At 57.0% G+C, this 23,645-nt stretch carries 23 protein-coding genes and 1 pseudogene; 22 read left to right on the top strand and 2 right to left on the bottom strand.

The features are described from left to right. The first annotated feature begins 15 nt into the window (after nucleotides 1–15). The 10 genes from rpsP to AC06G8_RS12965 all read left to right on the top strand — a co-directional run bounded on the left by rpsP (nucleotide 16) and on the right by AC06G8_RS12965 (nucleotide 8,295). Nucleotides 16–288: a 30S ribosomal protein S16 gene (rpsP, locus tag AC06G8_RS13010; protein ID WP_048748695.1), complete on the top strand. Its 273-nt coding sequence runs from the start codon at nucleotides 16–18 to the stop codon at nucleotides 286–288. Between the two features lie 156 nt (nucleotides 289–444). After that, the gene (rimM, locus tag AC06G8_RS13005; RefSeq protein ID WP_447661189.1) at nucleotides 445–963 is read left to right on the top strand and encodes a ribosome maturation factor RimM; all 519 of its coding nucleotides are present in this window, start codon (nucleotides 445–447) and stop codon (nucleotides 961–963) included. Nucleotides 964–967: 4 nt separating this feature from the next. After that, nucleotides 968–1,756 carry a tRNA (guanosine(37)-N1)-methyltransferase TrmD gene (gene trmD, locus AC06G8_RS13000; protein WP_447661188.1) on the top strand — a complete coding sequence of 263 codons (789 nt, stop codon included), beginning with the start codon at nucleotides 968–970 and terminating at the stop codon, nucleotides 1,754–1,756. Between the two features lie 167 nt (nucleotides 1,757–1,923). Beyond that, a complete protein-coding gene (rplS, locus tag AC06G8_RS12995) occupies nucleotides 1,924–2,268 on the top strand; it encodes a 50S ribosomal protein L19 (RefSeq protein WP_447661187.1) in 345 nt (114 codons plus the stop codon). Between the two features lie 140 nt (nucleotides 2,269–2,408). Continuing rightward, nucleotides 2,409–3,026 (top strand): signal peptidase I, encoded by a 618-nt coding sequence (gene lepB, locus AC06G8_RS12990; RefSeq protein WP_447661186.1) that lies wholly within the window; start codon nucleotides 2,409–2,411, stop codon nucleotides 3,024–3,026. A 55-nt stretch (nucleotides 3,027–3,081) separates the two neighbouring features. After that, nucleotides 3,082–3,957 carry a ribosome biogenesis GTPase YlqF gene (gene ylqF, locus AC06G8_RS12985; protein ID WP_447661185.1) on the top strand — a complete coding sequence of 292 codons (876 nt, stop codon included), beginning with the start codon at nucleotides 3,082–3,084 and terminating at the stop codon, nucleotides 3,955–3,957. A 110-nt stretch (nucleotides 3,958–4,067) separates the two neighbouring features. Further along, a complete protein-coding gene (locus AC06G8_RS12980) occupies nucleotides 4,068–4,682 on the top strand; it encodes a ribonuclease HII (RefSeq protein ID WP_447661658.1) in 615 nt (204 codons plus the stop codon). A gap of 579 nt (nucleotides 4,683–5,261) precedes the next feature. Continuing rightward, nucleotides 5,262–7,556 (top strand): hypothetical protein, encoded by a 2,295-nt coding sequence (locus AC06G8_RS12975; RefSeq protein WP_447661184.1) that lies wholly within the window; start codon nucleotides 5,262–5,264, stop codon nucleotides 7,554–7,556. Then, nucleotides 7,553–7,873, top strand: coding sequence for an EscU/YscU/HrcU family type III secretion system export apparatus switch protein (locus AC06G8_RS12970; protein ID WP_447661183.1), 321 nt, complete (start codon nucleotides 7,553–7,555; stop codon nucleotides 7,871–7,873). Before AC06G8_RS12975 ends, AC06G8_RS12970 begins: the two co-directional genes overlap by 4 nt. Next, the gene (locus tag AC06G8_RS12965) at nucleotides 7,870–8,295 is read left to right on the top strand and encodes a YraN family protein (protein ID WP_447661182.1); all 426 of its coding nucleotides are present in this window, start codon (nucleotides 7,870–7,872) and stop codon (nucleotides 8,293–8,295) included. Before AC06G8_RS12970 ends, AC06G8_RS12965 begins: the two co-directional genes overlap by 4 nt. 194 nt (nucleotides 8,296–8,489) lie before the next feature. On the opposite strand, the gene AC06G8_RS12960 is transcribed toward AC06G8_RS12965, so the two are convergent. Further along, nucleotides 8,490–8,957 carry a hypothetical protein gene (locus AC06G8_RS12960; RefSeq protein ID WP_447661181.1) on the bottom strand — a complete coding sequence of 156 codons (468 nt, stop codon included), beginning with the start codon at nucleotides 8,955–8,957 and terminating at the stop codon, nucleotides 8,490–8,492. 50 nt (nucleotides 8,958–9,007) lie between these two features. Further along, nucleotides 9,008–10,558, bottom strand: coding sequence for a YifB family Mg chelatase-like AAA ATPase (locus tag AC06G8_RS12955; protein ID WP_447661180.1), 1,551 nt, complete (start codon nucleotides 10,556–10,558; stop codon nucleotides 9,008–9,010). A gap of 269 nt (nucleotides 10,559–10,827) precedes the next feature. Here AC06G8_RS12955 and sucC point away from each other — a divergent pair, with 269 nt between their 5' ends. From sucC to fliF, 12 genes and pseudogenes are all read left to right on the top strand, one after another. After that, nucleotides 10,828–11,988, top strand: a complete 1,161-nt coding sequence (sucC, locus tag AC06G8_RS12950; RefSeq protein ID WP_021879141.1) for an ADP-forming succinate--CoA ligase subunit beta — start codon at nucleotides 10,828–10,830, stop codon at nucleotides 11,986–11,988. Nucleotides 11,989–12,037: 49 nt separating this feature from the next. Then, nucleotides 12,038–12,968, top strand: a pseudogene (sucD, locus tag AC06G8_RS12945) (succinate--CoA ligase subunit alpha). A gap of 171 nt (nucleotides 12,969–13,139) precedes the next feature. Then, entirely contained in the window at nucleotides 13,140–14,249 is a 1,110-nt protein-coding gene (dprA, locus tag AC06G8_RS12940; RefSeq protein ID WP_447661179.1) for a DNA-processing protein DprA, read from the top strand. 27 nt (nucleotides 14,250–14,276) lie between these two features. After that, on the top strand, nucleotides 14,277–16,376 hold the full coding sequence (gene topA, locus AC06G8_RS12935; RefSeq protein ID WP_447661178.1) for a type I DNA topoisomerase: 2,100 nt from the start codon (nucleotides 14,277–14,279) through the stop codon (nucleotides 16,374–16,376). 96 nt (nucleotides 16,377–16,472) lie between these two features. Beyond that, nucleotides 16,473–17,807 carry an FADH(2)-oxidizing methylenetetrahydrofolate--tRNA-(uracil(54)-C(5))-methyltransferase TrmFO gene (gene trmFO, locus AC06G8_RS12930; protein WP_447661177.1) on the top strand — a complete coding sequence of 445 codons (1,335 nt, stop codon included), beginning with the start codon at nucleotides 16,473–16,475 and terminating at the stop codon, nucleotides 17,805–17,807. Between the two features lie 27 nt (nucleotides 17,808–17,834). After that, nucleotides 17,835–18,377, top strand: coding sequence for an ATP-dependent protease subunit HslV (hslV, locus tag AC06G8_RS12925; RefSeq protein WP_447661176.1), 543 nt, complete (start codon nucleotides 17,835–17,837; stop codon nucleotides 18,375–18,377). Between the two features lie 54 nt (nucleotides 18,378–18,431). Further along, nucleotides 18,432–19,826: an ATP-dependent protease ATPase subunit HslU gene (gene hslU, locus AC06G8_RS12920; RefSeq protein WP_447661175.1), complete on the top strand. Its 1,395-nt coding sequence runs from the start codon at nucleotides 18,432–18,434 to the stop codon at nucleotides 19,824–19,826. Nucleotides 19,827–19,851: 25 nt separating this feature from the next. Next, on the top strand, nucleotides 19,852–20,625 hold the full coding sequence (gene codY, locus AC06G8_RS12915; protein WP_447661174.1) for a GTP-sensing pleiotropic transcriptional regulator CodY: 774 nt from the start codon (nucleotides 19,852–19,854) through the stop codon (nucleotides 20,623–20,625). Between the two features lie 262 nt (nucleotides 20,626–20,887). Then, nucleotides 20,888–21,256: a flagellar basal body rod protein FlgB gene (gene flgB, locus AC06G8_RS12910; RefSeq protein ID WP_447661657.1), complete on the top strand. Its 369-nt coding sequence runs from the start codon at nucleotides 20,888–20,890 to the stop codon at nucleotides 21,254–21,256. A 3-nt stretch (nucleotides 21,257–21,259) separates the two neighbouring features. After that, nucleotides 21,260–21,706: a flagellar basal body rod protein FlgC gene (gene flgC / locus AC06G8_RS12905; RefSeq protein WP_021881388.1), complete on the top strand. Its 447-nt coding sequence runs from the start codon at nucleotides 21,260–21,262 to the stop codon at nucleotides 21,704–21,706. A gap of 21 nt (nucleotides 21,707–21,727) precedes the next feature. Beyond that, entirely contained in the window at nucleotides 21,728–22,036 is a 309-nt protein-coding gene (gene fliE, locus AC06G8_RS12900; RefSeq protein WP_021881387.1) for a flagellar hook-basal body complex protein FliE, read from the top strand. Between the two features lie 39 nt (nucleotides 22,037–22,075). Then, nucleotides 22,076–23,641 carry a flagellar basal-body MS-ring/collar protein FliF gene (gene fliF, locus AC06G8_RS12895; RefSeq protein WP_480283052.1) on the top strand — a complete coding sequence of 522 codons (1,566 nt, stop codon included), beginning with the start codon at nucleotides 22,076–22,078 and terminating at the stop codon, nucleotides 23,639–23,641. The last annotated feature ends 4 nt before the right edge of the window (nucleotides 23,642–23,645 follow it).

Raw genomic sequence — 23,645 nt, 5'->3', positions numbered from 1 at the left:
AGGAGGTGAAGTATAATGGCAGTACGTATCCGTCTTAAACGCATTGGTGCCCACAAAGCCCCGTTCTACCGTCTGGTAGTTTCTGATTCCCGTTCGCCGCGTGACGGCCGTTTCATCGAAGAAATCGGCACTTATAACCCGGTTGCACAACCGGCTCAAGTGAACATCGACGAAGAAAAAGCCCTCAAATGGCTGCAAACCGGAGCTCAAGCATCCGACACCGTCCGCAACCTGCTTTCCAAAGCAGGCGTGCTCAAGAAATTCCACGAGCAGAAACTTCAAAAGTAAGGATTTCACCCGCAAGGGGATTTCCCGAATATAAGCTCGGAAAAGGGTTAGGATGAATATCCTAGCCCTTTTGCTTCCGAATTTATTTCTTGACGGCGCCAGGAGCGAACGTCGTGATCATTCGCATCGGCGTCATTATCCAAGGAGGAACTGAGCATGGCGGATCAGTGGTTTACAGTCGGCGAGATCGTGAATACGCAAGGCATCCGCGGCGAGCTTAAGGTCGTGCCGCATACGGACTTTGCCGATCAGCGCTTTGCCCCGGGAAGCAGGCTTTCCTTGCAGAAGGAAGGAACTCCCGGTAGCTTTCAGGTTGAGGTTCAAAGCTCCAGATCCCATAAGAACGTGTACATCGTCAAGCTGAAAGGCTACGAAAACATCAATGAGGTCGAGAAGTTCAAGGGATATCTGATGAAGGTGTCCGATTCCCAGCGCGAGCCGCTTGCAAAGGGCGAATTCTACTACACGGACATCATCGGCTCCGAAGTCGTCACGGAAGAGGGAGAAAGTCTCGGACTCGTGACCGAGATTCTCCGTCCCGGCGCCAATGATGTCTGGGCGGTTGAGCTGAAGGACGGCAAAGAGCTGCTGCTTCCTTACATCGACGACGTCGTGCTTGACGTGAATGTGCGCGCGAAGCGAGTAACGGTACGGCTCATGGAAGGATTGATGTAAGGAGATGCGCATCGACGTTTTGACGCTGTTTCCGGAAATGTTCGACGGCGTGTTCGGAGCGAGCATACTCGGCAAGGCCAGGGACAAAGGCATCGTTTCGCTGCAGGCAGTCAACTTTCGGAATTATGCCAACAACAAGCACAATACCGTCGATGACTATCCTTACGGCGGAGGCGGCGGCATGGTGCTGAAGGCCGAGCCGGTATTCTCGGCTGTCGAGGATCTGCTCGCGGGCTCCAGTGCCGACGCCGGCGAGTCTCAGGCGGCGGAGAGCAAGCCTCCGCGCGTCATTCTGATGTGTCCGCAAGGGGAGCCGTTCAGCCAGCGCAAGGCGGAAGAACTGTCGCGCGAGGATCGCTTGATTTTCATTTGCGGCCATTACGAAGGCTACGACGAGCGCATCCGGGAGCATCTCGTGACCGACGAGCTGTCGATCGGCGACTACGTGCTGACCGGAGGCGAGCTGCCGGCGATGGTCATGATCGACAGCGTCGTGCGGCTGCTGCCTGGCGTGCTCGGCAACGAATCGTCCGCCGTTACGGACTCCTACAGCACCGGACTGCTTGAATACCCCCACTATACACGTCCGGCCAGCTTCCGCGGCTGGGATGTGCCCGAGGTGCTGATCTCCGGACATCACCGCAACATCGACGTCTGGAGGCGCCAGCAATCGCTGCACAGGACACTCCAGCGCAGGCCTGATCTGCTGGAAACGGCGGAGCTGACCGACAAAGAGCGGAAATGGCTGCGGGAGCAACAGTCCAATGCAGCGGATCCGGAATCTTTTTCCTGACTGACGGCCCGATTCATGGAGATAAGGTTGTTTTCTGGGCTCGGGTATGGTATGATTTGAAATGTTGTTTTAATGACTCGGACGGTCCTCTATCGGCCATGATCCGGCTCACAAGGCGAGCCGGTTAGCTTATATGAACGTCTATGGTGGAAGGAGTGACTAAACTCATGAATCTTTTACAAACGATTGCTCAAGAGCAGCTTCGCACGGACATGCCTAGCTTCCGTCCAGGCGACACGCTGAAGGTGTACGTAAAGGTTATCGAGGGTTCCCGTGAGCGGGTTCAGCTGTTCGAGGGCGTTGTTATCAAACGTCGCGGCGGCGGAATCAGCGAGACTTTCACTGTCCGCAAAATTTCTTACGGCGTTGGCGTGGAGCGTACGTTCCCGATCAACTCGCCTAAGATTGACCGCATCGAAGTTACCCGTCGCGGCAAAGTACGTCGCGCGAAACTGTACTACCTGCGCGAACTGCGCGGAAAAGCGGCCCGTATCAAGGAAATTCGCCGCTAAGAATGGAACGTCAAGAGGGGCTTGCCGCAAACAAGCCCCTTTTCGTTATTTTAAGCTATTTTCTGAAGGCCTCTGCGCCTCGATGATTCTTTTCATAAACCATTACCCTATTCGTGTGACGAAAGAAGGCTGAACTGCAGATGGCTGAAGAGCAGTTTCCAGAAGAGCAGAATGCGGCAACGCGCGGCGGCAAAGCCCGCAAGGAAGTGTTTGAATGGGTCAAGGCGCTGGCGATCGCGGCCATTCTCGTATGGCTGATCCGCTGGTTCCTCTTCGCTCCGTTCGCTGTCGACGGACCTTCCATGCAGCCTAACTTCCACACGGGTGAACGGCTGATCGTCAACAAGATCATCTTCGACATCAGGCAGCCGCATCGCGGTGAAGTGGTCGTGTTCCATGTTCCCCAGGAGGGAAGGGATTTCATCAAGCGGGTCATCGCGCTCCCGGGCGACAAGGTCAAGGTCGAGGGCGACGACGTCTTCGTCAACGATGTCAAGCAGGACGAGCCTTACCTGAAGCAAGCCATTGAGGAAGCGAACAAAAAAGGCGAGCTGTGGAACCAGACGGGACTGAACTTCCCTAATGAGAATGTAACCGAAGGCACGGTTCCCGCCGACTCCTTCCTCGCGATGGGCGACAACCGCAGCAACAGCGAGGACAGCCGCAGAATCGGCTATATTCCCTACAAGCAGCTGATCGGACGCGCCGACGTCATTTTCTGGCCGCCTTCCGACATGAAAATCATCAAACACGGTTAGCCTAAAGGGAGCTAAGCTTCCAAGGTACCGACGATAGAGCAAATGAGGTGCTGGCATGACGATTCAGTGGTTCCCCGGACATATGACGCGGGCAAGAAGGCAGATAGAAGACAAGCTCAAGCTGATTGACATCGCGATCGAGCTGCTCGACGCCCGCGTTCCCATGTCCAGCCGCAACCCTATGGTCGACGACATCCTGAGGGGCAAACCACGTCTCATCCTGCTGAACAAGGCAGACCTGGCCGATTCCCGCGAAACGGAACGGTGGATGCAATACTTTGCTTCCAAAGGGTATGTGAGCCTGGCCGTCGATTCCTCGACCGGATCCAGGGTGAATGAGATTCCCGTCAAGGTCAGGGAAATCCTTCACGAAAAAATCCAGCGCATGCTGGACAGGGGCATGAACCCGCGTGCGATGCGCGCGCTTATTGTCGGCATTCCCAACGTCGGCAAGTCCACCCTGACCAACCGGCTGGCCGGCAGGCATATCGCCGCCACCGGAGACCGTCCCGGCGTGACCAAGGGGCAGCAATGGATCAAGGTCGGCTCGGAGATGGAGCTTCTCGACACACCGGGCATTCTGTGGCCGAAGTTCGAGGATCAGCTTGTAGGCTACAAGCTCGCCATGACCGGCGCGATCAAGGAGCAGGTGCTCAATATCGAAGACGTGGCGTACTTTGCCGTGCGCGTGCTCGTAGAGAGATACTGGCCCGAGATGCAGGAACGATTCGGTCTGGAAGAACAGCCTGAGGATTTCGATGACAACATGCAGATCGTCGCGGTCATGGAACAGATCGGCCGCAACCGCGGCTGCCTGCTCAGCGGCGGCCGCATCGATCTCGAGAAGGTATCCGGAATCATCCTGCGGGAGCTTCGTGCCGGCAAGCTCGGACGTCTCACGCTGGAAGCAGCGCCTCCGGCAAGGCCGTGACGCCGCGCCGCAAAGCGGATCAGCCGAATCCGGAAGCTTCCCCTTCATTATGGGAGGAAGGAACAGAATCCGGTGAATCCGCTGCTTCCGGCTCGGGCGAGCCGGGTGATCTGCTCTCCTACGAGCGGCCGCTCTGGGAGTCGGGGGTCGAGCATGTCTGCGGCGTGGACGAAGTCGGGCGGGGCTGCCTGTTCGGCGATGTCGTCGCTGCGGCGGTCATCCTGCCGCGAGGGCTCGTTCTCGACGGAGTCGACGATTCCAAGAAGCTCTCGGAGAAGAAGCGCGAAAAGCTCTACGATGTCATCCTCGACTCGGCTGTTGCCTGGGCGGTCGCAAGGATCGATTCCGAGACGATCGACCGCATCAACATCCGCCAAGCATCGCGTCTGGCGATGAAGCAGGCGGTGGAGTCGCTCGGCGTACGGCCTTGCCATCTGCTGGTCGATGCGGAGACCGTCGATCTGGACTTTCCGCAAACGGCCATTATTCATGGCGATGCGGTGAGCCAGAGCATCGGGGCGGCATCCATCCTGGCCAAAGTGACACGCGACCGTCTCTGCAAGGAGATATGGGACCTGCATTATCCGGCTTACGGGATTGCCGTACATAAAGGCTACGCGACCAGGCATCACCGCTCCATGCTGATCGAGCACGGACCAAGCCCGCTCCACCGGCGTTCTTTCCTCGGCAAGATTTTGCCGGAGGAGCAGCTGGCGCTGTTTTAGACCGATCCGACCCTTGCGGGAACGCAAGGGTTTTTTGATTTTTTGAGTCGGCATGATTTGCTTTCATATTTGCCGATAACGCCAGATAAGGTTCTATCCGGCGAAGGAGCAGGAATTCGGCCATTCAGTCCGCATTCGGCCGTCCGAACTAACACCGTCCGAGAGGAAATCTCCCGTATCAGCTTCTGTGCGATGCTTCGGATGACGTCGGGTTCCCGAAGCTCAGATGGTTCCTGCATCAGCAGCTCGCTAGGAGACGTCCATCTGCTTCGCCAGGATCATCAGCCGTCTGTAAGGATGGTCAGGGCGGCGACTGATACGGGTTCGGTTGTCTGAATAGATGACTGTGGATACCTTTAGAGAAATTGCAGCCGTAAAGGCGCAGATCGGGAGCTTGAGCCTCCCATGCGTCAGATACCGATGCAAAGTGGAAATATAGAGACGGGCCGATGAAATGGTTGGCTTGAAATAAGAATAGAACAAATGTTCCCCTCTTACAACCATTATGTTTTACCGCGTAAATGTCGATAAAGGACTACAGAGAAATTAGGACTTAAGCGAGCGGAGGCCGTAACGACGATGAATATCGGAAGTCTCATCAAACTGATCGGCGACGTGCAGCCAGCCGCCAGCCGCACGCTGGAGCTGCGTCCCGGCCAGACGGTCCGGGCTCAGGTCGTGGAGCTGATGGGGGACAATGAAGCGCTATTGCAGATCGGCGGCACGCAGCTCGTCGCCAAGTTGGAGACGCCTTTGAAGCAAGGACAGACGGCTGTCCTGCAGGTACAGTCGGAAACGGCGGACGGCAAGCTGGTTTTGAAACGTCAGGAGCCGGGCAAAACGGCCTCTGAACCGACCGATGAAGTCTGGAAGTCGCTCGGGCTCAAGTTCGGTGTTGGCGGCAAAGAACAGGCCGGGCAAGCTCTTGTGCGCGAATTGAAGGCGATGGGCCTAGCGATCGACGGCGCGACTGCCGGCTCGCTGGCTGAAGCGGCCGAATTCATGCCGGAAGGCGAGAATCCGCAGTTATGGCTGAAAGCTGCCGCGGTCGCCATTCAGCGGGGGTTGCCGATGACGGAAGCGACGGTATCGTCGCTGCGGCAGATCCAATCCGGTCCGTCTGTGCACGAGCTTTTGGAGCAATTGTCATCGGCATTAAAAGCAATGACCGAACATGCATCCGGAGAGGACGGGGCCGCTAAGCTCAACGCCACCCGCTTGCTGGAGCTGCTGGGCGGCAGCGGAAGCTGGCCGGATGCCAATGAACTTGCCAACCTGCCGACGGACAGCGGCAGCATGAAATCCAACCTGCCGGCGGACAGCGGCAGCATGAAATCCAACCTGCCCGCTGATTTGAAAGCCGCTTTGTCCCCGGACGTGAAAGCGGCTCAGGAAACAACGGCGGATACCGCAGATATAAGCCCGATAAAACCTGCAGCAGGAGATCAACAAGGTGTGCATGCACAGGCCGAAGAGCTCATTCAACCCGCCAAGACGGCGAATGTCGAAGGGAAGCTGCTCCAAGCTGAGGGAGCAAGACCGCATGCAGAACAAATCAACGGAACCGATGCCGATTCGGCTCTGATGGAGCAAGAAAACCAACCAGCCGAACCGGCCCGGAACTGGGCGCGTAAAATGCTGGATTGGCTGGGAGCAGGCCACGAGAATCAGCTGCGGAACCAGCTGTCGGCGGAGCGGTCTGCCGGAAGCACGGTCCGTACGCCGCTGGCCGGAAGCGTGGACGTCCAGACGGGACTCATGGAGCGCAGCTCTGCCCTTGCTCCGCATAGCTCAGCTTCCATGACATCAACAGCTTCAGGAGGAGCGCCGCAGATCCCATCAGATATGGTGGACAAGGGAGTGGGAGCAGCAGGCGGCGGCAAGGAAACTGCTGCTGCTCCTTCAGAGGGAAAGCAGGCGCCGTCTGCTGCTGCTCCTCCAGAGGGAAAGCAGGGGCCGTCTGCTGCTGCTCCTCCAGAGGGAAAGCAGGGGCCGTCTGCTGCTGCTCCACCAGAGGGAAAGCAGGGGCCGTCTGCATCCGGTATGCTGGATGCCGTGGATAGCCGGGAGAAAGCTGGCGGTCCGAAGGCTGCCATATCGATGAACGCCGCATCAGCCGTGGAACCAGCCGACGCCAAAGCGAATCAGTTGAAATCGGGCGCGCAAGGTGTGCATGGAAGCGAACGGGCTGCTGCCGAAACGGATGTTTCCCCGGCGAATGGAAAGCCTGCAGCGGAAGGGCCGGCGAGACTGCTTGCCGGTCCCGTTCACGGAGAACCAGGCCTTCCGGCCTTGGCGCCCGGCGCCAGGGAGGCGGCGGTTCCGGAAACGGCGACAATCAAGTCCGCGCTGCTCTCGCTGCTGCAGTCGGCGGACTTGCCGCCGGCGGTAAAGGACCCGGCCCAGCAGCTGCTGCAGCATATTACCGGGCAGCAGCTGATGCTGTCGCCGGAGCGCAGCGGAACGTTTTTCTCGCAGCTCACGTTACAGATTCCTCTGCAAACGGCTAACGGCGGTCAGACTGCTTCCGTGCATGTGCAGTCGAGACGAAATGCAAAGGGCGGTTTGGATGCATCCAACTGCCGGCTCCTTTTCGACCTGAGAATGGATGTGATCGGGGACACGGTCGTTGACGTGGCAGTCGCGGACAAAGTCGTCAGCCTGACGGTGTTCAACGGCCATCCTGCCGTTCCGCTGCTGGCCGATGCCGGAAAGACGGCGTTGGCCGAGCTGCTGCGTGCTTCGGGCTATCGTCTTCTCGGCATGAAAGTCGTCCATCCGGAAGAGCGCAAGGTAGCGGAGAAGAAGATGAATCTTTCCGATGCGGCTCTTGCATCTGCAGAGCCGTACAAGGGAGTTGATCTAAGGGTATGAGCGAGGATGAGCGCAAATATGGAAGTCCGGGAACGGAAGAGCCCGTGCAAGAGAAGAAAAAGGCTGTCGCGCTCAAGTACGATCCGCTGGAAGGCGGAGCCCCGGTCATCGTGGCGAAGGGAACCGGACATTTGGCCGACGAAATCCTGCAGCGGGCTCGGGAGAACGGAGTGCCGGTGCAGGAGGACCGCTCGCTCGTGGAGGTACTGTCCAAGCTGGATCTGGACCAGCAGATTCCCCCCGAGCTGTACGGCCTGGTCGCCGAAATTCTCAGCTTTCTCTATCGGGCTGACCGCGAGGCGGGGGACAGCGCATGAAGAACGGACCCGGAAACGCCGAGCCGGACAAGTCCCGAAAGGCGGGCACGCGCATCGGAGCTGCGAGGAGCCTCTCTGGAAGGATCGGAGAGGATGCAGCCGCTCAATGGATGGAAGCCGGCGGCTTCAGGCTGCTGGAGCGCAATTGGCGCTGCCGGGAGGGGGAGCTGGATATTATTGCCGTTGAAGGCGGATCCCTCGTCGTGACGGAAGTCCGTTCTCTGCGGCAGGGAAGCCGGTTCGGAACCGCGCTGGAATCGATCGACGCCCGCAAGCAGCTTAAGGTACGTAAGATCGCCCGCCAGTATTTGAGTCAAAAGGGGTGGCAGGAGAAGACGGTCCGCTTTGATGCGGCTGCCGTTACGCTTGATCCTGCCGGCATAAGGCCGATCGAGGTCACTTATGTACGAAATGCCTTTTGACTTGGCCTGGCTGCAATTCTAAACGAAAAAGGCCGATCCTGGCATCAGGATCGGCCTTGCTGTCTGCTTCAAGGTTCATCGGATTTGCCTCTCTGTTTCAAGCTTAATCGGACTCGCCTTGCTGTTTCAAGGCTCATCGGATTTGCCTTGCGGTTTCATGACCATCGGACCGGCTTTTCCAGGCCTTGATGGCTTTAGATCATTCCCGCCATCACGATATCATAATCATCGGCGAGGTCGCTGAGGTCATTTTCGCTGATGCGGCTTCGGCCCGCTTCGATGAAAAGGCTATGTACGGGATGGTCCTCTCCGACAACGACCTTGCCTTGCATGCCCGGCAGCTGGTCGGCCGTAATGTCGATGAAGAGGCCCTCATGCTCCAGCCAGGCATGGCTGGAGCCGCTGCTGTCGGATGCGGCCACATAGTCGCAATCGACCCCGTGTTCGTTCAGCAGGTAGATGCCGAGCAGCAGCGACGCGTCGCTCGATGCGCCTCTGGGATAGTCGTTGCTTCCCAGCTGCGCGCTTTTGAACTCATGCCTCCGAACAGAATCCAGGGCGGAGCGGAAGCGGCGGCTGCTGGAATGAATCGTTTCCGTGTTGATGATACCTATCCCCTCCAATATGAACTGATTATACCTGTTCCTTTTGAAGCATGCCAATGGGTTGGGAGTCCTCCTGGCTCCGAAGCCTGCCAATGGGGTGAGAGTCCTCATAGCTCCAGCCTGCGGTATTGAATCGCTTCAGCGACATGAGCCGTTAGGATTTGCGATGAGCCTTCCACGTCAGCGATCGTGCGCGCGAGCTTCAAGATCCGCTCATGGGCGCGCAGGCTGATTCCGAGCCGGTCGTAGGCTTGCTGAAGCAGGCGGGCTCCTTCGGCTTGAAGGGGGGCGGCATGCTTCAGCGCTTTGCCCGCCAGATCGCCGTTCCACGCTACGCCCGTCTCCTGCTCTCTATCCTTCTGGCGTCTAACAGCGCCAGCGATCAAGTTTTTCATGTCCGCGGTGCTCATGCCGGCCTGCATGGCATCGGCATGCTGCGGCCGAGGAACCTCGACGAGCAGGTCGATCCGGTCGAGCAGCGGGCCTGATATCCGCGAGCGGTAGCGGGCGATCTGCACCGGAGAACAGATGCAGCCGCGCTGCCCCGGAACGTCGGAGCCATGCTGTCCGCACGGGCAGGGATTCATCGAGGCGGCCAGCTGAAAATGAGCCGGGAAGCGGAACACCGCTCGTGCTCTGGCTATGGTCACTTCCCGATCCTCGAGCGGCTGGCGCAGCACCTCGAGCACGGAGCGGGGGAACTCCGGCAGCTCGTCGAGAAAGAGGACGCCTCGATGGGCGAGCGTCGCCTCGCCGGGACGGGGGATGGAGCCGCCGCCGATAAGGCCGCCGGTGGAAATCGTATGATGCGGAGTGCGGAATGGACGCTCCGCAATGAGGGAGCCTGAGGCGGCGAGCTTGCCGGAGACGCTGAAGATTTTGGTCACTTCAAGCGCCTCTTCCTCGCTCATGGGAGGGAGAATGCCGGGCAGACGGCGGATGAGCATCGTCTTGCCGGTTCCAGGCGGTCCGCTCAGCAGCAGATTGTGCCTGCCGGCGGCGGCGATCATCAGCGCGCGCTTGGCATGATGCTGACCGAATACGTCGGCGTAGTCAGGAGCTGCTGTCCCTTCGCCGCTGGAGGCAGTCTCTCCAGGCGATGGATTTCCGGCTGAAGGATGCCAGGCAAGCCGATTCCAGCCTTCTCCGCTTCCTCCGCAGCCAGCCAGGGAAGCAAGGTCGGCCGCCGCATAGATGTCCATGCCGCCTACGAGCGCGGCTTCGCAGGCGTTGTCGGGAGGCAGGAGCACGCGCCGCAGGCCGCGTGTCCGCGCTTCCTCGACCATGGGCAGCACGCCGGGCACGGGACGAAGCCCGCCGTTGAGGGCGAGCTCGCCGATGACGAGCATGCCGTCGAAGGCATCGGCCTCCATCTGTCCGCTGGCCGTAAGGATCGCAGCCGCGATAGCCAGATCGAAAGCCGTCCCTTCCTTGCGCAGATCGGCGGGCGCGAGGTTCACCGTCACTCTTTCCAGCGGGAATTTGAAGCCGGAATTCCGCATGGCGGCGCGGACTCGCTCCACCGATTCGCGGACGGATGGATCGGGAAGGCCGACCAGATTCACTTGAGGCAGTCCGCTGGACAGATCGACCTCCACGGTAATGCTTTTGCCGTCGACGCCGAGCACGCTCGCGCTTATGCATTTGCTGTAAGGCATGACAAAAAAACACCTCCCGAAATAAGACGGCGAAGGTGCTTCCTCACATTCCATCTGTAAACAAACTTGTTAGCTACAGGATAGGCATGCCGACGAAATTTGTCAACATTTGGATCGATCGTTGCCATGCGCGGCAAAATCAAAAAATAATTTACATGATAAAGATTATTTTGCAGGAAGGCTTGCTTCGATTGTGTTATAATGACAGATGTTTGTTTGATAGTTTCCCAGCTGTTCCACCTGAGTCAGAGGATTGGAGGATGTCGTGAATGAATATTCATGAGTATCAAGGCAAAGAAGTCTTGAAACAATACGGGGTAGCCGTACCTGAAGGCAAAGTCGCCTTCACGGTAGACGAGGCTGTCGAAGCCGCCAAGGAACTTGGCACTTCCGTCGTAGTTGTCAAGGCACAGATCCATGCGGGCGGCCGCGGCAAGGCAGGCGGCGTCAAGGTTGCGAAAAACCTGGACGAGGTCCGCGCATACGCGTCCGAGATTCTCGGCAAGACGCTCGTTACCCACCAGACGGGTCCGGAAGGCAAGGAAGTCAAGCGCCTCTTGATCGAGCAAGGCTGCGACATCAAGAAAGAATACTATGTCGGCGTCGTTGTCGACCGCGCTACGGGCCGCGTCGTCATGATGGCATCCGAAGAGGGCGGCACGGAGATTGAAGAAGTCGCCGAGCATTCCCCGGAGAAAATCATCAAGGAAGTCATCGATCCGGCTGTAGGCCTGCTGCCATTCCAGGCGCAACGCCTCGCTTATGCGATCAATATCCCGAAGGAATTGGTCCGGAAGGCGGTTCAGTTCATGACAGCGCTTTATACCGCTTTTGTGGACAAGGACTGCTCCATCGCCGAGATCAATCCGCTCGTCGTTACGGGTGACGGCAACGTCATGGCCCTCGACGCCAAGCTGAACTTCGATTCCAACGCCCTGTTCCGCCACAAGGACATCCTGGCGCTGCGCGACCTCGAAGAGGAAGACGCGAAAGAAATCGAAGCTTCCAAATACGACCTGAGCTACATCGCTCTGGACGGCAACATCGGCTGCATGGTCAACGGCGCAGGCCTTGCCATGGCGACGATGGACATCATCAAGCACTACGGCGGCGACCCTGCGAACTTCCTGGACGTAGGCGGCGGCGCGACGAAGGAGAAAGTAACGGAAGCCTTCAAAATCCTGCTTTCCGACGCCAACGTCAAAGGCATCTTCGTCAATATTTTCGGCGGCATCATGCGCTGCGACGTCATCGCCGAAGGCGTTGTCGCGGCTGCGCGCGAGCTTGGTCTGGAGCGTCCGCTTGTCGTCCGCCTGGAAGGCACGAACGTAGAGCTCGGCAAGAAGATTCTGAACGAATCGGGCCTGAATCTGGTCGCGGCGGACAGCATGTCCGACGGCGCCCAAAAAATCGTTGCGCTCGTAAAATAATGCCCTTGGGGCTGCAGATACGAATTCTGTTAGGGGATGTGAATTTGCGATGAGCATTTTGATCAACAAAGACACCAAAGTGATCACCCAGGGCATTACCGGCCAAACCGGTCTGTTCCACACGAAGGGCGCTCTTGAATACGGCACCCAGATGGTTGGCGGCGTAACTCCTGGCAAAGGCGGCACGTCCGTCGACATCACGCTTGAAAACGGCGAGACGAAATCGCTGCCGGTCTACAATTCCGTTCGCGAAGCGGTTGCCGACACGGGCGCGACGGTATCCGTCATCTACGTGCCGCCGGCATTCGCGGCCGACTCCATCCTGGAAGCGGTAGAGGCGGAGCTTGACCTCGTCATCTGCATTACGGAAGGCATTCCGGTTCTGGACATGGTGCGCGTGAAGCGTTACATGGAAGGCAAGAAAACCCGCCTGATCGGACCTAACTGCCCAGGCGTCATTACGCCGGACGAGATCAAGATCGGCATCATGCCGGGATACATCCACAGAAAAGGCCATGTAGGCGTCGTTTCCCGCTCGGGAACGCTGACTTACGAAGCGGTCCATCAGCTGACGACCCGCGGCATCGGCCAATCGACGGCTGTAGGCATCGGCGGCGACCCGGTCAAAGGATCCGAGTTCATCGACATCCTGAACCTGTTCAATGAAGATCCCGACACCTATGCGGTCATCATGATCGGGGAGATCGGCGGCACGGCTCGAGGAAGAAGCGGCCGAGTGGGTCAAAGCCAACATGAAGAAGCCGGTAGTAGGCTTCATCGGCGGCGCGACGGCTCCTCCGGGAAAACGCATGGGCCATGCAGGCGCCATTATCTCCGGCGGCAAAGGAACGGCAGCGGAAAAAATCGCGACGCTGGAAGCTTGCGGCATCAAGGTTGCTCCGACTCCGTCCGACATGGGTTCGACTCTCGTCGGCGTTCTGGAAGAGCAAGGCCTTCTGGAGAAATGCAAAACCCACTGAATCAAATCAGTTAGCTGAAGGCAGGCAGCCTTCTTCGACCCGTTAGGGGTTGGGGAAGGCTGCCTTTTGTTTTGCCGGTCCGCCTGCGCTTGCAATCTCCATTCTTGTGCCCCACAATAGGAAGGAGCGCGGAGCCGGCCGATCCTTATTGCGAGAGGACGAATCCGCCAGATGGTGACTTGGCTCCCTAATCATGACAACGAACCGCTTATCCGAAAATTCATCGTGACGCTGAGCGAGACTCCAGGCATCGGCTGGGCATCGGTCAACAAGGTTCTGATGTCCCGCCTGAGCTTGAAGGAGACGATGGCTGCTGACAAGCTGATGCGCCTTGGCATCAGGGCGCAGCCTGCCGAGGAATTCTGCCGACGCTGGACCGGAGATATCGAGCCGGCATGGGAAGCCGCCCTAGCCGACCAAGGAGGCTGGAGGCTGACACCGCTCGATTCGGATTATCCGGAGCTGCTGAGGCAGATTCCTCAGCCGCCGTGGGTACTGTACGGAATCGGAGATCGGCGCCTGATGAGCACCCCTTGCCTATCCGTTGTAGGCACCCGCAACCCGAGCGTCTACGGCAGGCAGGCCGCTTCAGCGCTTGCCGGAGGAATCGCCCGGCAGGGCTTTACCGTCGTCAGCGGCATGGCCAAGGGCATTGACGGCATCGTTCATCAGGCTGCCCTTGATGCCGGCTGCGGTACGATCGCCGTCTTGGGGACGCCGGTCGATACGGCATACCCGCCGGAGAACCGGCCGCTGTACAGACGGATCGCCCGCGACGGCCTGCTGCTCTCGGAATATCCGATCGGGACCCCGGTTCATCCCGGCATGTTCCCGCAGCGCAACCGCATCATTGCCGGACTCAGTCTCGGAACCGTCGTTGTGGAGGCCGCTTCGAGGAGCGGCTCCCTCATTACGGCGGAGCAGGCTCTCGAGATGAACCGGGATGTATTCGCGGTGCCAGGCCCGCTCGGCTCGACCCGCAGCGAGGGCTGCAATGAGCTCATTCGCTGCGGTTATGCGCGTCTGCTCAGCGATGCGCGCCAGATCGGCGAGGAATATCCGGACAGCCGCCGACGCATGCCCGAACCAGAGCGGGAAGATAATGCGTTGACGGCTGAAGAGGAGGCGGTTCTCCGCCTTCTGCAGGATGGACCGCGATCTGCAGATGGATTGCTGGAGGCTTTGAACATGCCTTTTGGACTTTTGCAGGCAGTTCTGATAAATTTATCTTTAAAACATAAGATTGAACAGCAAAGCGGTTCCATATATATGGCATTGTAATTACAGCTGTGGAAGGAGGACGCCAGAATGGCCGATTCACTTGTCATTGTCGAATCACCGGCAAAAGCAAAGACGATTGGCAAATATTTAGGAAGCAAATTCATTGTGAAAGCCTCCATGGGCCACATCCGCGATTTGCCGAAAAGCCAGATCGGCGTCGAAGTCGAGAACGATTTCAACCCCAAATATATTACGATTCGCGGCAAAGGCTCCATCCTCAAGGAACTTAAGGACGCGAGCAAAAAAGTCAAAAAAGTTTATCTGGCGGCTGACCCCGATCGCGAAGGGGAAGCGATAGCCTGGCATTTGGCGCATTATCTGGACATCAGCGAGACGGACACCTGCCGCGTCGTCTTCAATGAGATTACGAAGCAGGCCGTCAAGGACGCCTTCAAGACTCCGCGCAAGATCGATATGGATCTGGTCAACGCGCAGCAGGCGCGCCGCATTCTCGACCGCCTCGTCGGCTACAAGATCAGCCCTCTATTATGGAAGAAAGTCAAAAAAGGCCTTTCGGCCGGCCGTGTCCAATCGGTAGCGGTGAAGCTGATCATCGACCGCGAGCATGAGATCGATGCCTTCATTCCCGAAGAGTACTGGTCGATTACAGCGGGCCTCGTCAAGGGCAAATCCGAATTCGAAGCGAAGTTCCACAGCCTTGCCGGCGAAAAGGGAGAGCTGCGGAGCGAAGCCGAGATGCAGCGCGTTCTGGATGCCATCGGCAGCCAGTCCTTTACGGTAGCCGAAGTGAAAGAGAAGGAGCGCCAGCGCAATCCGGCTCCGCCGTTCATTACAAGCTCGCTCCAGCAGGAAGCCGCGCGCAAGCTGAACTTCCGCGCCTCCAAGACGATGAGCGTCGCCCAGCAACTGTATGAGGGCGTCGATCTCGGCAAGGAAGGCACAGCGGGTCTTATTACGTACATGAGGACCGATTCAACTCGGATTTCCCCGATAGCTCAAGAGGAAACCAAGGAATATATCACGTCGAAGTACGGCGCGGATTATTATCCCGAGCAGCCAAGGGTTTATCTGAAGAAGAACAGCAATGCCCAGGATGCGCATGAAGCGATTCGCCCGACTTCAATGGACTGGGAGCCGGATGCGGTCAAAGAGTTTTTGAGCCGGGATCAGTATCGCTTGTACAAGCTTGTCTGGGAGCGCTTCGTTGCGAGCCAGATGAGCTCGGCCGTGCTTGATACGATGACGGTGGATCTCGCTGCAGGAGAAGTCGTCTTCCGGGCGGCGGGCTCCAAGGTGAAATTCCCGGGATTCATGAAGGTGTACGTCGAAGGCAATGACGACGGTACGACCGAAGAGGACAAATTCCTCCCTGCACTGTCGGTCGGAGACGCGGTGAAGACGGAATCCATGGTTCCCAAGCAGCATTTCACGCAGCCTCCTCCTCGCTACACGGAAGCGCGTCTTGTAAAAACGCTGGAAGAGCTCGGCATCGGCCGTCCGTCCACCTACGCTCCGACGCTGGAGACGATCCAGAAGCGCGGTTATGTCGCGATCGAAGAGAAGAAATTCATGCCCACCGAGCTTGGCGACCTCGTCATCCAGCTCATGGAAGAGTTCTTCCCCGAAATTCTGGATGCGGAGTTCACCGCCCATATGGAAGGCGACCTTGACCATGTCGAGGAGGGCAAGGAGGACTGGGTCAAGGTGCTCGCCCAGTTTTACGATTCCTTCGAGAAGCGTCTTGAAGTAGCCGAGGAAGAGATGAAGGAAGTCGAGCTTCAAGACGAGGTTTCGGATGAAACCTGCGAGAAATGCGGCATGCCGATGGTCTACAAGATGGGCCGCTTCGGCAAGTTCCTGGCCTGCTCGGGATTCCCGGACTGCCGGAATACGAAGCCGATCGTCAAAAGCATCGGAGTCGTGTGCCCGAAATGCGAGAAAGGCCACATCATTGAACGCCGCAGCAAAAAAGGAAGAATCTTTTTCGGCTGCGATCAATATCCTGAATGTGACTATGTCTCCTGGGACCGGCCATCCGGCAAGCCATGTCCTCAGTGCGACAGCATGCTCGTCGTAAAGCGGAACAAGACCGGAGCCCGCCTCCAATGCCCTTCCTGCGATTATACGGAAGAGCTTCCCGAAGACCAGGATCTCGATCAGCTGTAACCTATATCCACGTAGAAGCGGAAAGCCGTCTCGACATGCTTTCCGCTTCCCTGCGGTTATGAAGTCCTTTGAAGCAAAGAAAGCGAGGAATTGCAAGTGTCCACACCACAGCACGTTACCGTTATTGGAGCCGGCCTGGCCGGCAGCGAAGCCGCCTGGCAGATCGCATCACAGGGAGTGCCGGTCCATCTGTACGAAATGCGTCCGGTTACCCGCACTCCTGCCCATCATACCGACAAATTCGCCGAGCTTGTATGCAGCAACAGCTTGCGCGCCAACGGCCTCGCCAATGCGGTCGGCGTCTTGAAGGAAGAAATGAGAAGGCTCGGATCCCTCGTTCTCGGATCGGCCGACCGCAATGCGGTGCCCGCCGGCGGCGCGCTCGCCGTTGACCGTGACGGATTTTCGGGAGATATTACGCAAACGCTGCGCAATCATCCTTTGATCACGGTAAGCAATGAAGAGATCACATCGATTCCGGAGGACGGAATCACGGTCATCGCTACCGGGCCTCTGACAGCGCCTGCGCTCTCCGGAGCGATCAAGGACCTGATGGGCGAGGAGTATTTCTACTTCTACGACGCCGCCGCTCCTATCGTGGAGAAGGACTCCATCGACATGGATAAGGTCTATCTGGCTTCCCGCTATGACAAGGGCGAAGCGGCCTATCTGAATTGCCCGATGACGGAAGAGGAGTTCGAGATCTTCCATGAAGCGTTGATTACCGCCGAGACGGCCGCCTTGAAGGAATTCGAGAAGGAAGTCTATTTCGAAGGCTGCATGCCGATCGAGGTCATGGCCCAGCGCGGCAAGCAGACGGTGCTGTTCGGCCCGATGAAGCCGGTCGGGCTCATCGATCCTCGTACGGGCAAGCTGCCGCATGCAGTCATCCAGCTGCGCCAGGACAACGCCGCCGGCACGCTCTACAATCTGGTCGGCTTCCAGACCCACCTGAAATGGGGCGAGCAGAAGCGAGTGTTCTCTCTCATCCCGGGGCTTGAAAATGCGGAATTCGTCCGATACGGAGTCATGCACCGCAATACGTTCATCAACTCGCCGAAGCTGCTGGAGTCGACGTACCAATTCAAGGGCCGCGAGAATCTCTTCTTCGCGGGCCAGATGACCGGGGTCGAGGGTTACGTGGAATCGGCAGCCTCCGGCCTGCTGGCAGGCCTCAACGCCGGACGGCTGGCCAAAGGGCTGGAACCGCTCGTCTTGCCTGCAGAGACGGCTCTCGGCAGCATGGCGGGTTACATCACGACGGCTGACTTCCGCCACTTCCAGCCGATGAACGCCAACTTCGGCCTATTCCCTCCGCTGGAGAAGCGGATCCGCAACAAGAAGGAAAAGAACGAAATGATCGCCGCTAGGGCGATCGAAGCTGTTGAAACCTTCAAGCGCGATGTTCTAGGAGCGGTTCCGTCCGTTTAGGAGCCAGACACGAAGGGGGACATGTTCATGGAAATGCAGTTCCACGCGACGACGATATGCGCCGTCCGCCATAATGGAAAAGGCGCCATAGCGGGTGACGGTCAAGTGACCTTCGGCAACAGCATGATCATGAAAGGCTCCGCCAAAAAAGTCCGGCGCTTGTACCGCGGCCAAGTAGCCGCGGGCTTTGCCGGCTCGGTTGCGGATGCGATCACCTTGTTCGAAAAGTTCGAAAGCAAGCTCGAGGAGCATCACGGGAACTTGCAGCGTGCTGCCGTAGAGCTCGCCAAGGAATGGAGATCGGACCGGGTGCTGCGCCGGCTCGAGGCGATGCTGCTCGTCATGGATACCACCGGACTGCTCCTGATTTCGGGCAACGGGGAAGTCATTGAGCCGGATGACGGCATTTTGGCGATTGGCTCAGGGGGCAGCTTCGCCCTTGCGGCCGCGAGGGCATTGAAGCGGCATGCGCCTGATCTCAGCGCTAGGGACATGGCCCAAGCAGCGCTTGAGACGGCGGCGGAAATATGCGTATTCACCAATCACAGCATAATCGTGGAAGAAGTCTGAAGATTCCTGCCCTTAACGCAAAAGCGATTATTAGTATGCAGAGGGAGTGAGCCTGTGAAGGAAGATTTGACGCCAAGGCAAATCGTTGCTGAGCTGGACAAATATATCGTAGGCCAGAAGCAGGCCAAGCGCTCGGTAGCGGTCGCCTTGCGCAACCGTTACCGCCGCAGCAAGCTCGACGAAGCCTTGAGGGACGAGATCGTTCCAAAGAACATGCTGATGATTGGTCCGACCGGCGTCGGCAAAACGGAAATTGCAAGGCGTTTAGCCAAGCTTGTTGGAGCGCCGTTCGTCAAGATCGAGGCGACGAAATTCACGGAGGTCGGTTATGTCGGCCGCGACGTGGAATCGATGATCCGCGATCTAGTGGAAGTGTCGATCCGCATGGTCAAGGCGGAACGGACCGAACGGGTGAAGGATAGAGCGGAAGAGCAGGCCAACGAACGGCTCGTCGAGCTTCTTGTTCCGTCTCCCGTCAAGTCCAAGGGCGGCAAAAATCCTCTCGAAATGCTCTTCGGCAATCAAGGGTCCAAGGACGATGAGGAAGAGAAGGTGAACGATCCCGACATTCTGGGCAAAAGGCAGGCTGTCCGCGCAAAGCTCAAAGCCGGCGAGCTGGAGAACGATCTGCTGGAGCTTGATGTAGAGGATACTTCGCCAACGATGATGGATATGATGTCGGGGCAAGGCAATGAAATGATGGGCATGAACATGCAAGAGATGCTGGGACAGTTCATGCCGAAGCGGACCAAGCGCCGCAAGCTTACAGTCAAGGAAGCCCGCAAGGTATTGACTCAGGAAGAAGCGGCCAAGCTGATTGATATGGACGAGGTCATCGGCGAATCGGTGAGAAGGGCGGAGCAGTCCGGGATCGTCTTCCTGGACGAGATCGACAAGATCGCGAGTCCTTCCAAGGGGTCGGGTCCTGACGTGTCTCGTGAAGGCGTGCAGCGCGATATTCTGCCGATCGTCGAAGGATCTACCGTCATGACGAAATATGGAGCGGTCAAAACCGACTACATCCTGTTCATTGCCGCAGGAGCGTTCCACGTTTCCAAACCGTCCGATCTCATTCCTGAGCTCCAGGGAAGATTTCCGATTCGGGTGGAATTGACGTCGCTGACGCTGGAGGACTTCGTACAGATTCTCAAGGAGCCCAAAAACGCTCTGACCAAACAGTACACCGCGCTGTTGGCCACGGAAGGAATCGCAATCGAATTTTCGGATGATGCGATTGCGGAGCTTGCGTCCATCGCGGCCGACGTCAACCGCAATACAGAAAACATAGGCGCGCGCAGGCTTCATACGATACTGGAGAAGCTGCTCGAGGACTTGTCGTTCGAAGCGCCGGACCTGACGCTGGAAAGTCTGCTCATCACGCCGGAGTATGTGAAGGAAAAGCTTTCCTCCATCGCGCAAGACCGGGATTTGAGCCAATATATATTGTAGGGTAGTTCGGGGGGCAAGCAGGAAGATGACATTATTGACCAAAACAAGATCGCTTAACCGGCTGCTGCAAAAAGCAGCCGGCAAGGCACTAAGCTTCAGGGAGATGGCGGAAGTTCTCAGCTCCGTCATTCAAGCCAATATTTTCGTCGTCAGCCGCAGAGGCAAGATTTTGGGCTGCGCCGCAGTAGACCGTTTCGACCATGATCAGTTCCGGAGTCTGGCTGCGGAAGCCGAGCTGCGCTTTCCTCAGGAGACAAACAACCGGTTCCTGCAGATGAGAGAGCCAGAGACCAATGTCGTTCCCGATCCCGGCATCGCGGATGTATTCCGCTTCATGAACGCCCAGGAGATGATGTGCGTCGTTCCGATCACAGGCGGCGGAGACCGGCTCGGAACCGTTGTCCTGACGCGTCTGAACGGAGTGTTCGATGATGAGGATCTCATCCTCGCCGAGTACGGGTCGACGATCGTAGGCATGGAAATCCTGCGGGAGAGGGCGGAAGAAATCGCGCTTGAGGCGCGCAGCAGAGCTGTCGTCGCCGTCGCGATCGGATCGCTTTCCTTCAGCGAGATGGAAGCTGTCGAGCATATATTCGAGGAACTCGAAGGCAAGGAAGGTTTGCTGGTTGCTTCGAAGATCGCCGATCGGGTCGGTATAACTAGATCCGTTATCGTGAACGCGCTTCGCAAACTCGAGAGCGCTGGAGTTATCGAAACGCGATCTTTAGGAATGAAAGGCACCTACATCCGCATTCTGAATCATCAGCTTTTGGAAGAATTAGGTAAGATGAAGAAGTAAAAGAGGTTCTTTATGCCCATGAAAGCCCTATCTTTATATAAAGATAGGGCTTTTTTCTCATTGTAATAAATATGAAATTTTAGGAAGATTATCGTACTCGGCAAATCTCGACACAGATCTCTCATATTTTTAATTATTTTATGTCGAAGATGCAGGAATGCTTGAAGATTTGTTGAATAAGTGATAAACCATTAAGGAAGAAAGTGGTGAAATATCATTGAATGTCTTGAACGGCGCGGATTTCAGCAGACTTGTAGGGGCAATGAGAGCCGCTGAAGCAAGGCAGCAGGTAATCTCGGATAATATTTCCAATGCTGACACGCCGCACTTCAAACGTTCGGAACTGGTATTCGAGGAGCTGCTGAATGACCAGCTGGACGGCCAGAAAAACCACGATTTAGCAGGTATAAAGACCCAGAAAATGCATATGGACATAGGTCAGATTGGCCGAATTCCAACCATGCAGCTAGTCACGGATGAAAAATCTGTCATGAATAATAATGGAAACAACGTGGATCCTGATCGCGAGATGGCATTGCTTGCGAAAAACCAGCTCCGCTACAACTCCTACATTCAACAGATCAATCACGAGATCAAGATGATGCGGACTGCTATCGACGGGAGAGGGTAAGAAATGAAGCTGACCAACGGATTCGACATCAGTGCCTCCGCATTGACCGCCCAGCGGCTCCGAATGGATGTGATCTCCTCCAATATCGCGAATGCCGAGACGACTCGAGCCTCCTATGTGAATGGCGAGTTCCAGCCCTATAAGCGCAAAATGGTCGTATTGGAGCCCATGAAGGAAGGCAGCTTCGCATCGATGCTTCAGAATGAGATGGGAGAGGCGTCCAAAGGGGTTAAAGTTAGCCGGATCCAGGAGGATCGCACTCCGGACAAGCTGGTCTACAATCCGTCTCATCCCGATGCGGACAAGAACGGCTACGTGAAGATGCCGAACGTGGACGTAACGAAGGAAATGGTGGATATGATCTCGGCGTCCCGTTCCTACGAGGCGAACGTGACCGCATTGAATGCAACGAAGACGATGTTCGTCAAAGCGCTTGAAATCGGAAAATAAAAGCCGAAAGGATAGTCCATAATGATCCAGCCTATAACGCTTGCGCAGGTCTCTCCTCTGAATACACCAGCCATCACGGCCAAGACGCAAGCCGCGTCGCCGAGCGAAGTGACCGAAAGCTTCGGGACGATGCTCAAAAACGCCCTGGACAGTGTCAGCGCGCAAGAAAAAACCGTGCATCAAGTCAACAACCAATATCTGGTTGGCCAAGCGGATATTTCACAAGTCATGATTGTCTCGCAGCAGGCTGAGCTCAGCCTTCAGCTGGTGACGCAGGTCCGGAACAAGGCCGTAGAGGCCTATCAGGACATCATGCGCATGCAAATTTAAAGCTGACTGCATTGCAATAGCATTCTGCGGGGTGAAGATGTGAACGAAAAGATGGCCCGCCTGCGCGATTCCGCCAAAAATTACTGGGGAGCGATGGGCAAGAAGCAAAAGATTTGGCTGGGAGCGACGATCGGGATATTGTTGCTGACGATCATTCTGCTTACTTCGATCCTGACCAAAACACAATACGAAACGGTGTTCAAGGATCTGGACACAACCGATGCCCAGGCAATCATGAATTATCTGGACAGCAGCAGCATTTCTTATCGGCTTGGCGACGGCGGCAATTCAATCTCCGTTCCGAGCAGCGAAGCAGATCGTGTGCGGGTTGCTGCGGGATCGCAAGGCATGGTCCAGAATGGATCGATCGGATTCGCAGCGTTCAATACAGGTTCCTCTCAGTTCGGCATGACCGACAATGAATTCGATGTCAAATACCGCAGCGCCTTGAACGGTGAGATCCAGCAGCTGCTCAACGGCATGCAGGGAGTCGCATCCAGCAAGGTCGTCGTCAATCTTCCGAAGGAAAGCGTATTTGCCCAAACGGAAGAAGCCAGCGGCGCGTCGGCTTCCATCGTCATGAAATTCAAGCCGGGATTCCGGCCCAGCCAGGATGAGATCGACGGCTACTTCAATCTCGTCAAAACATCGGTGCCGAATCTTAAAATCGCGGATATCACGATTACGAGCCCGCAAGGCGAGCTGACAGCTTCCTCCAAAATCGGCGGGACGCTGAACAACTCGGGGAGCGCGAACTCTCAATTCCAGATCCAAAAGAAATATGAGAGCGACTTGAAGCGGAATATCGAACAGTTCCTCGGAACGATGGTAGGCAGCGATAATCTTGCCGTCAGCGTGCTGAGCAGCCTGAACTTCGATCAGGTCAGCCGCGAGGAAAGCCTGGTCAAGCCGCTGGACAACAACAACAACAACGGTCTCGTGATCAGCCAGCAGCAATCAAGCGAAAGCTCGGAAGGAACGGAAGGGAATGCCGGCGGGGTGGCCGGCACCGGAGAAACCGATGTTCCCGGATATTCCTCGACATCGGGCGGAGGCAGCAGCACGGGAGAGAAAACCTCCAGCACGACCAATTACGAGCCTAACCGCTACAAGAATACGATCATTGGCGGCCCTTACTCCGTCAAAGATCTCAGCATCAGCGTCGGGATTCCTACTTCTTTATTAACCCAAGAAACAAAAGATCAAATCACCCAATATCTAAATTCTTTTGTCCGTTCCCAGCTGGTGGATTCCGGACAGGATGTCAGCAATGACGCGATCATAGCCAAAAAGGTTTCTGTCATCGGTCAAAATTTTGCCGCAGCAGGAGCTTCCGCTTCCGGCAATGGCCTTACAGCCGGATGGATCGCCGCCATCGCTGTCGCCGCTGCCGCGCTAATCGGCGGAATCGTGCTCGCCGTTCGCCGCCGCCGCGCCAAGGAAGAAGAAATCATCGAAGAAATGGCGCCGAGAGTCGAATATCCTTCGATCAACCTGGAGAGCGTCACGAATGAGAATCAAGTGCGCAAGAATTTGGAAACACTCGCCAAGCGGAAGCCGGATGATTTCGTCAACCTTCTTCGCACCTGGCTAGTAGAGGAATAGAGGT

This window comes from Paenibacillus sp. SJS-P3 (genome assembly GCF_056711585.1).
Note: the sequence above shows the minus strand (reverse complement) of the source record. Positions and strands in the feature narration are given on the sequence as shown.

Coding starts and splice junctions, on each gene's coding strand:
- rpsP (WP_048748695.1), top strand. CDS start 16: ATGGCAGTACGTATCCGTCTTAAACGCATTGGTGCCCACAAAGCCCCG.
- rimM (WP_447661189.1), top strand. CDS start 445: ATGGCGGATCAGTGGTTTACAGTCGGCGAGATCGTGAATACGCAAGGC.
- trmD (WP_447661188.1), top strand. CDS start 968: ATGCGCATCGACGTTTTGACGCTGTTTCCGGAAATGTTCGACGGCGTG.
- rplS (WP_447661187.1), top strand. CDS start 1,924: ATGAATCTTTTACAAACGATTGCTCAAGAGCAGCTTCGCACGGACATG.
- lepB (WP_447661186.1), top strand. CDS start 2,409: ATGGCTGAAGAGCAGTTTCCAGAAGAGCAGAATGCGGCAACGCGCGGC.
- ylqF (WP_447661185.1), top strand. CDS start 3,082: ATGACGATTCAGTGGTTCCCCGGACATATGACGCGGGCAAGAAGGCAG.
- AC06G8_RS12975 (WP_447661184.1), top strand. CDS start 5,262: ATGAATATCGGAAGTCTCATCAAACTGATCGGCGACGTGCAGCCAGCC.
- AC06G8_RS12970 (WP_447661183.1), top strand. CDS start 7,553: ATGAGCGAGGATGAGCGCAAATATGGAAGTCCGGGAACGGAAGAGCCC.
- AC06G8_RS12965 (WP_447661182.1), top strand. CDS start 7,870: ATGAAGAACGGACCCGGAAACGCCGAGCCGGACAAGTCCCGAAAGGCG.
- AC06G8_RS12955 (WP_447661180.1), bottom strand. CDS start 10,558: ATGCCTTACAGCAAATGCATAAGCGCGAGCGTGCTCGGCGTCGACGGC.
- sucC (WP_021879141.1), top strand. CDS start 10,828: ATGAATATTCATGAGTATCAAGGCAAAGAAGTCTTGAAACAATACGGG.
- dprA (WP_447661179.1), top strand. CDS start 13,140: ATGGTGACTTGGCTCCCTAATCATGACAACGAACCGCTTATCCGAAAA.
- topA (WP_447661178.1), top strand. CDS start 14,277: ATGGCCGATTCACTTGTCATTGTCGAATCACCGGCAAAAGCAAAGACG.
- hslV (WP_447661176.1), top strand. CDS start 17,835: ATGGAAATGCAGTTCCACGCGACGACGATATGCGCCGTCCGCCATAAT.
- codY (WP_447661174.1), top strand. CDS start 19,852: ATGACATTATTGACCAAAACAAGATCGCTTAACCGGCTGCTGCAAAAA.
- flgB (WP_447661657.1), top strand. CDS start 20,888: ATGAGAGCCGCTGAAGCAAGGCAGCAGGTAATCTCGGATAATATTTCC.
- flgC (WP_021881388.1), top strand. CDS start 21,260: ATGAAGCTGACCAACGGATTCGACATCAGTGCCTCCGCATTGACCGCC.
- fliE (WP_021881387.1), top strand. CDS start 21,728: ATGATCCAGCCTATAACGCTTGCGCAGGTCTCTCCTCTGAATACACCA.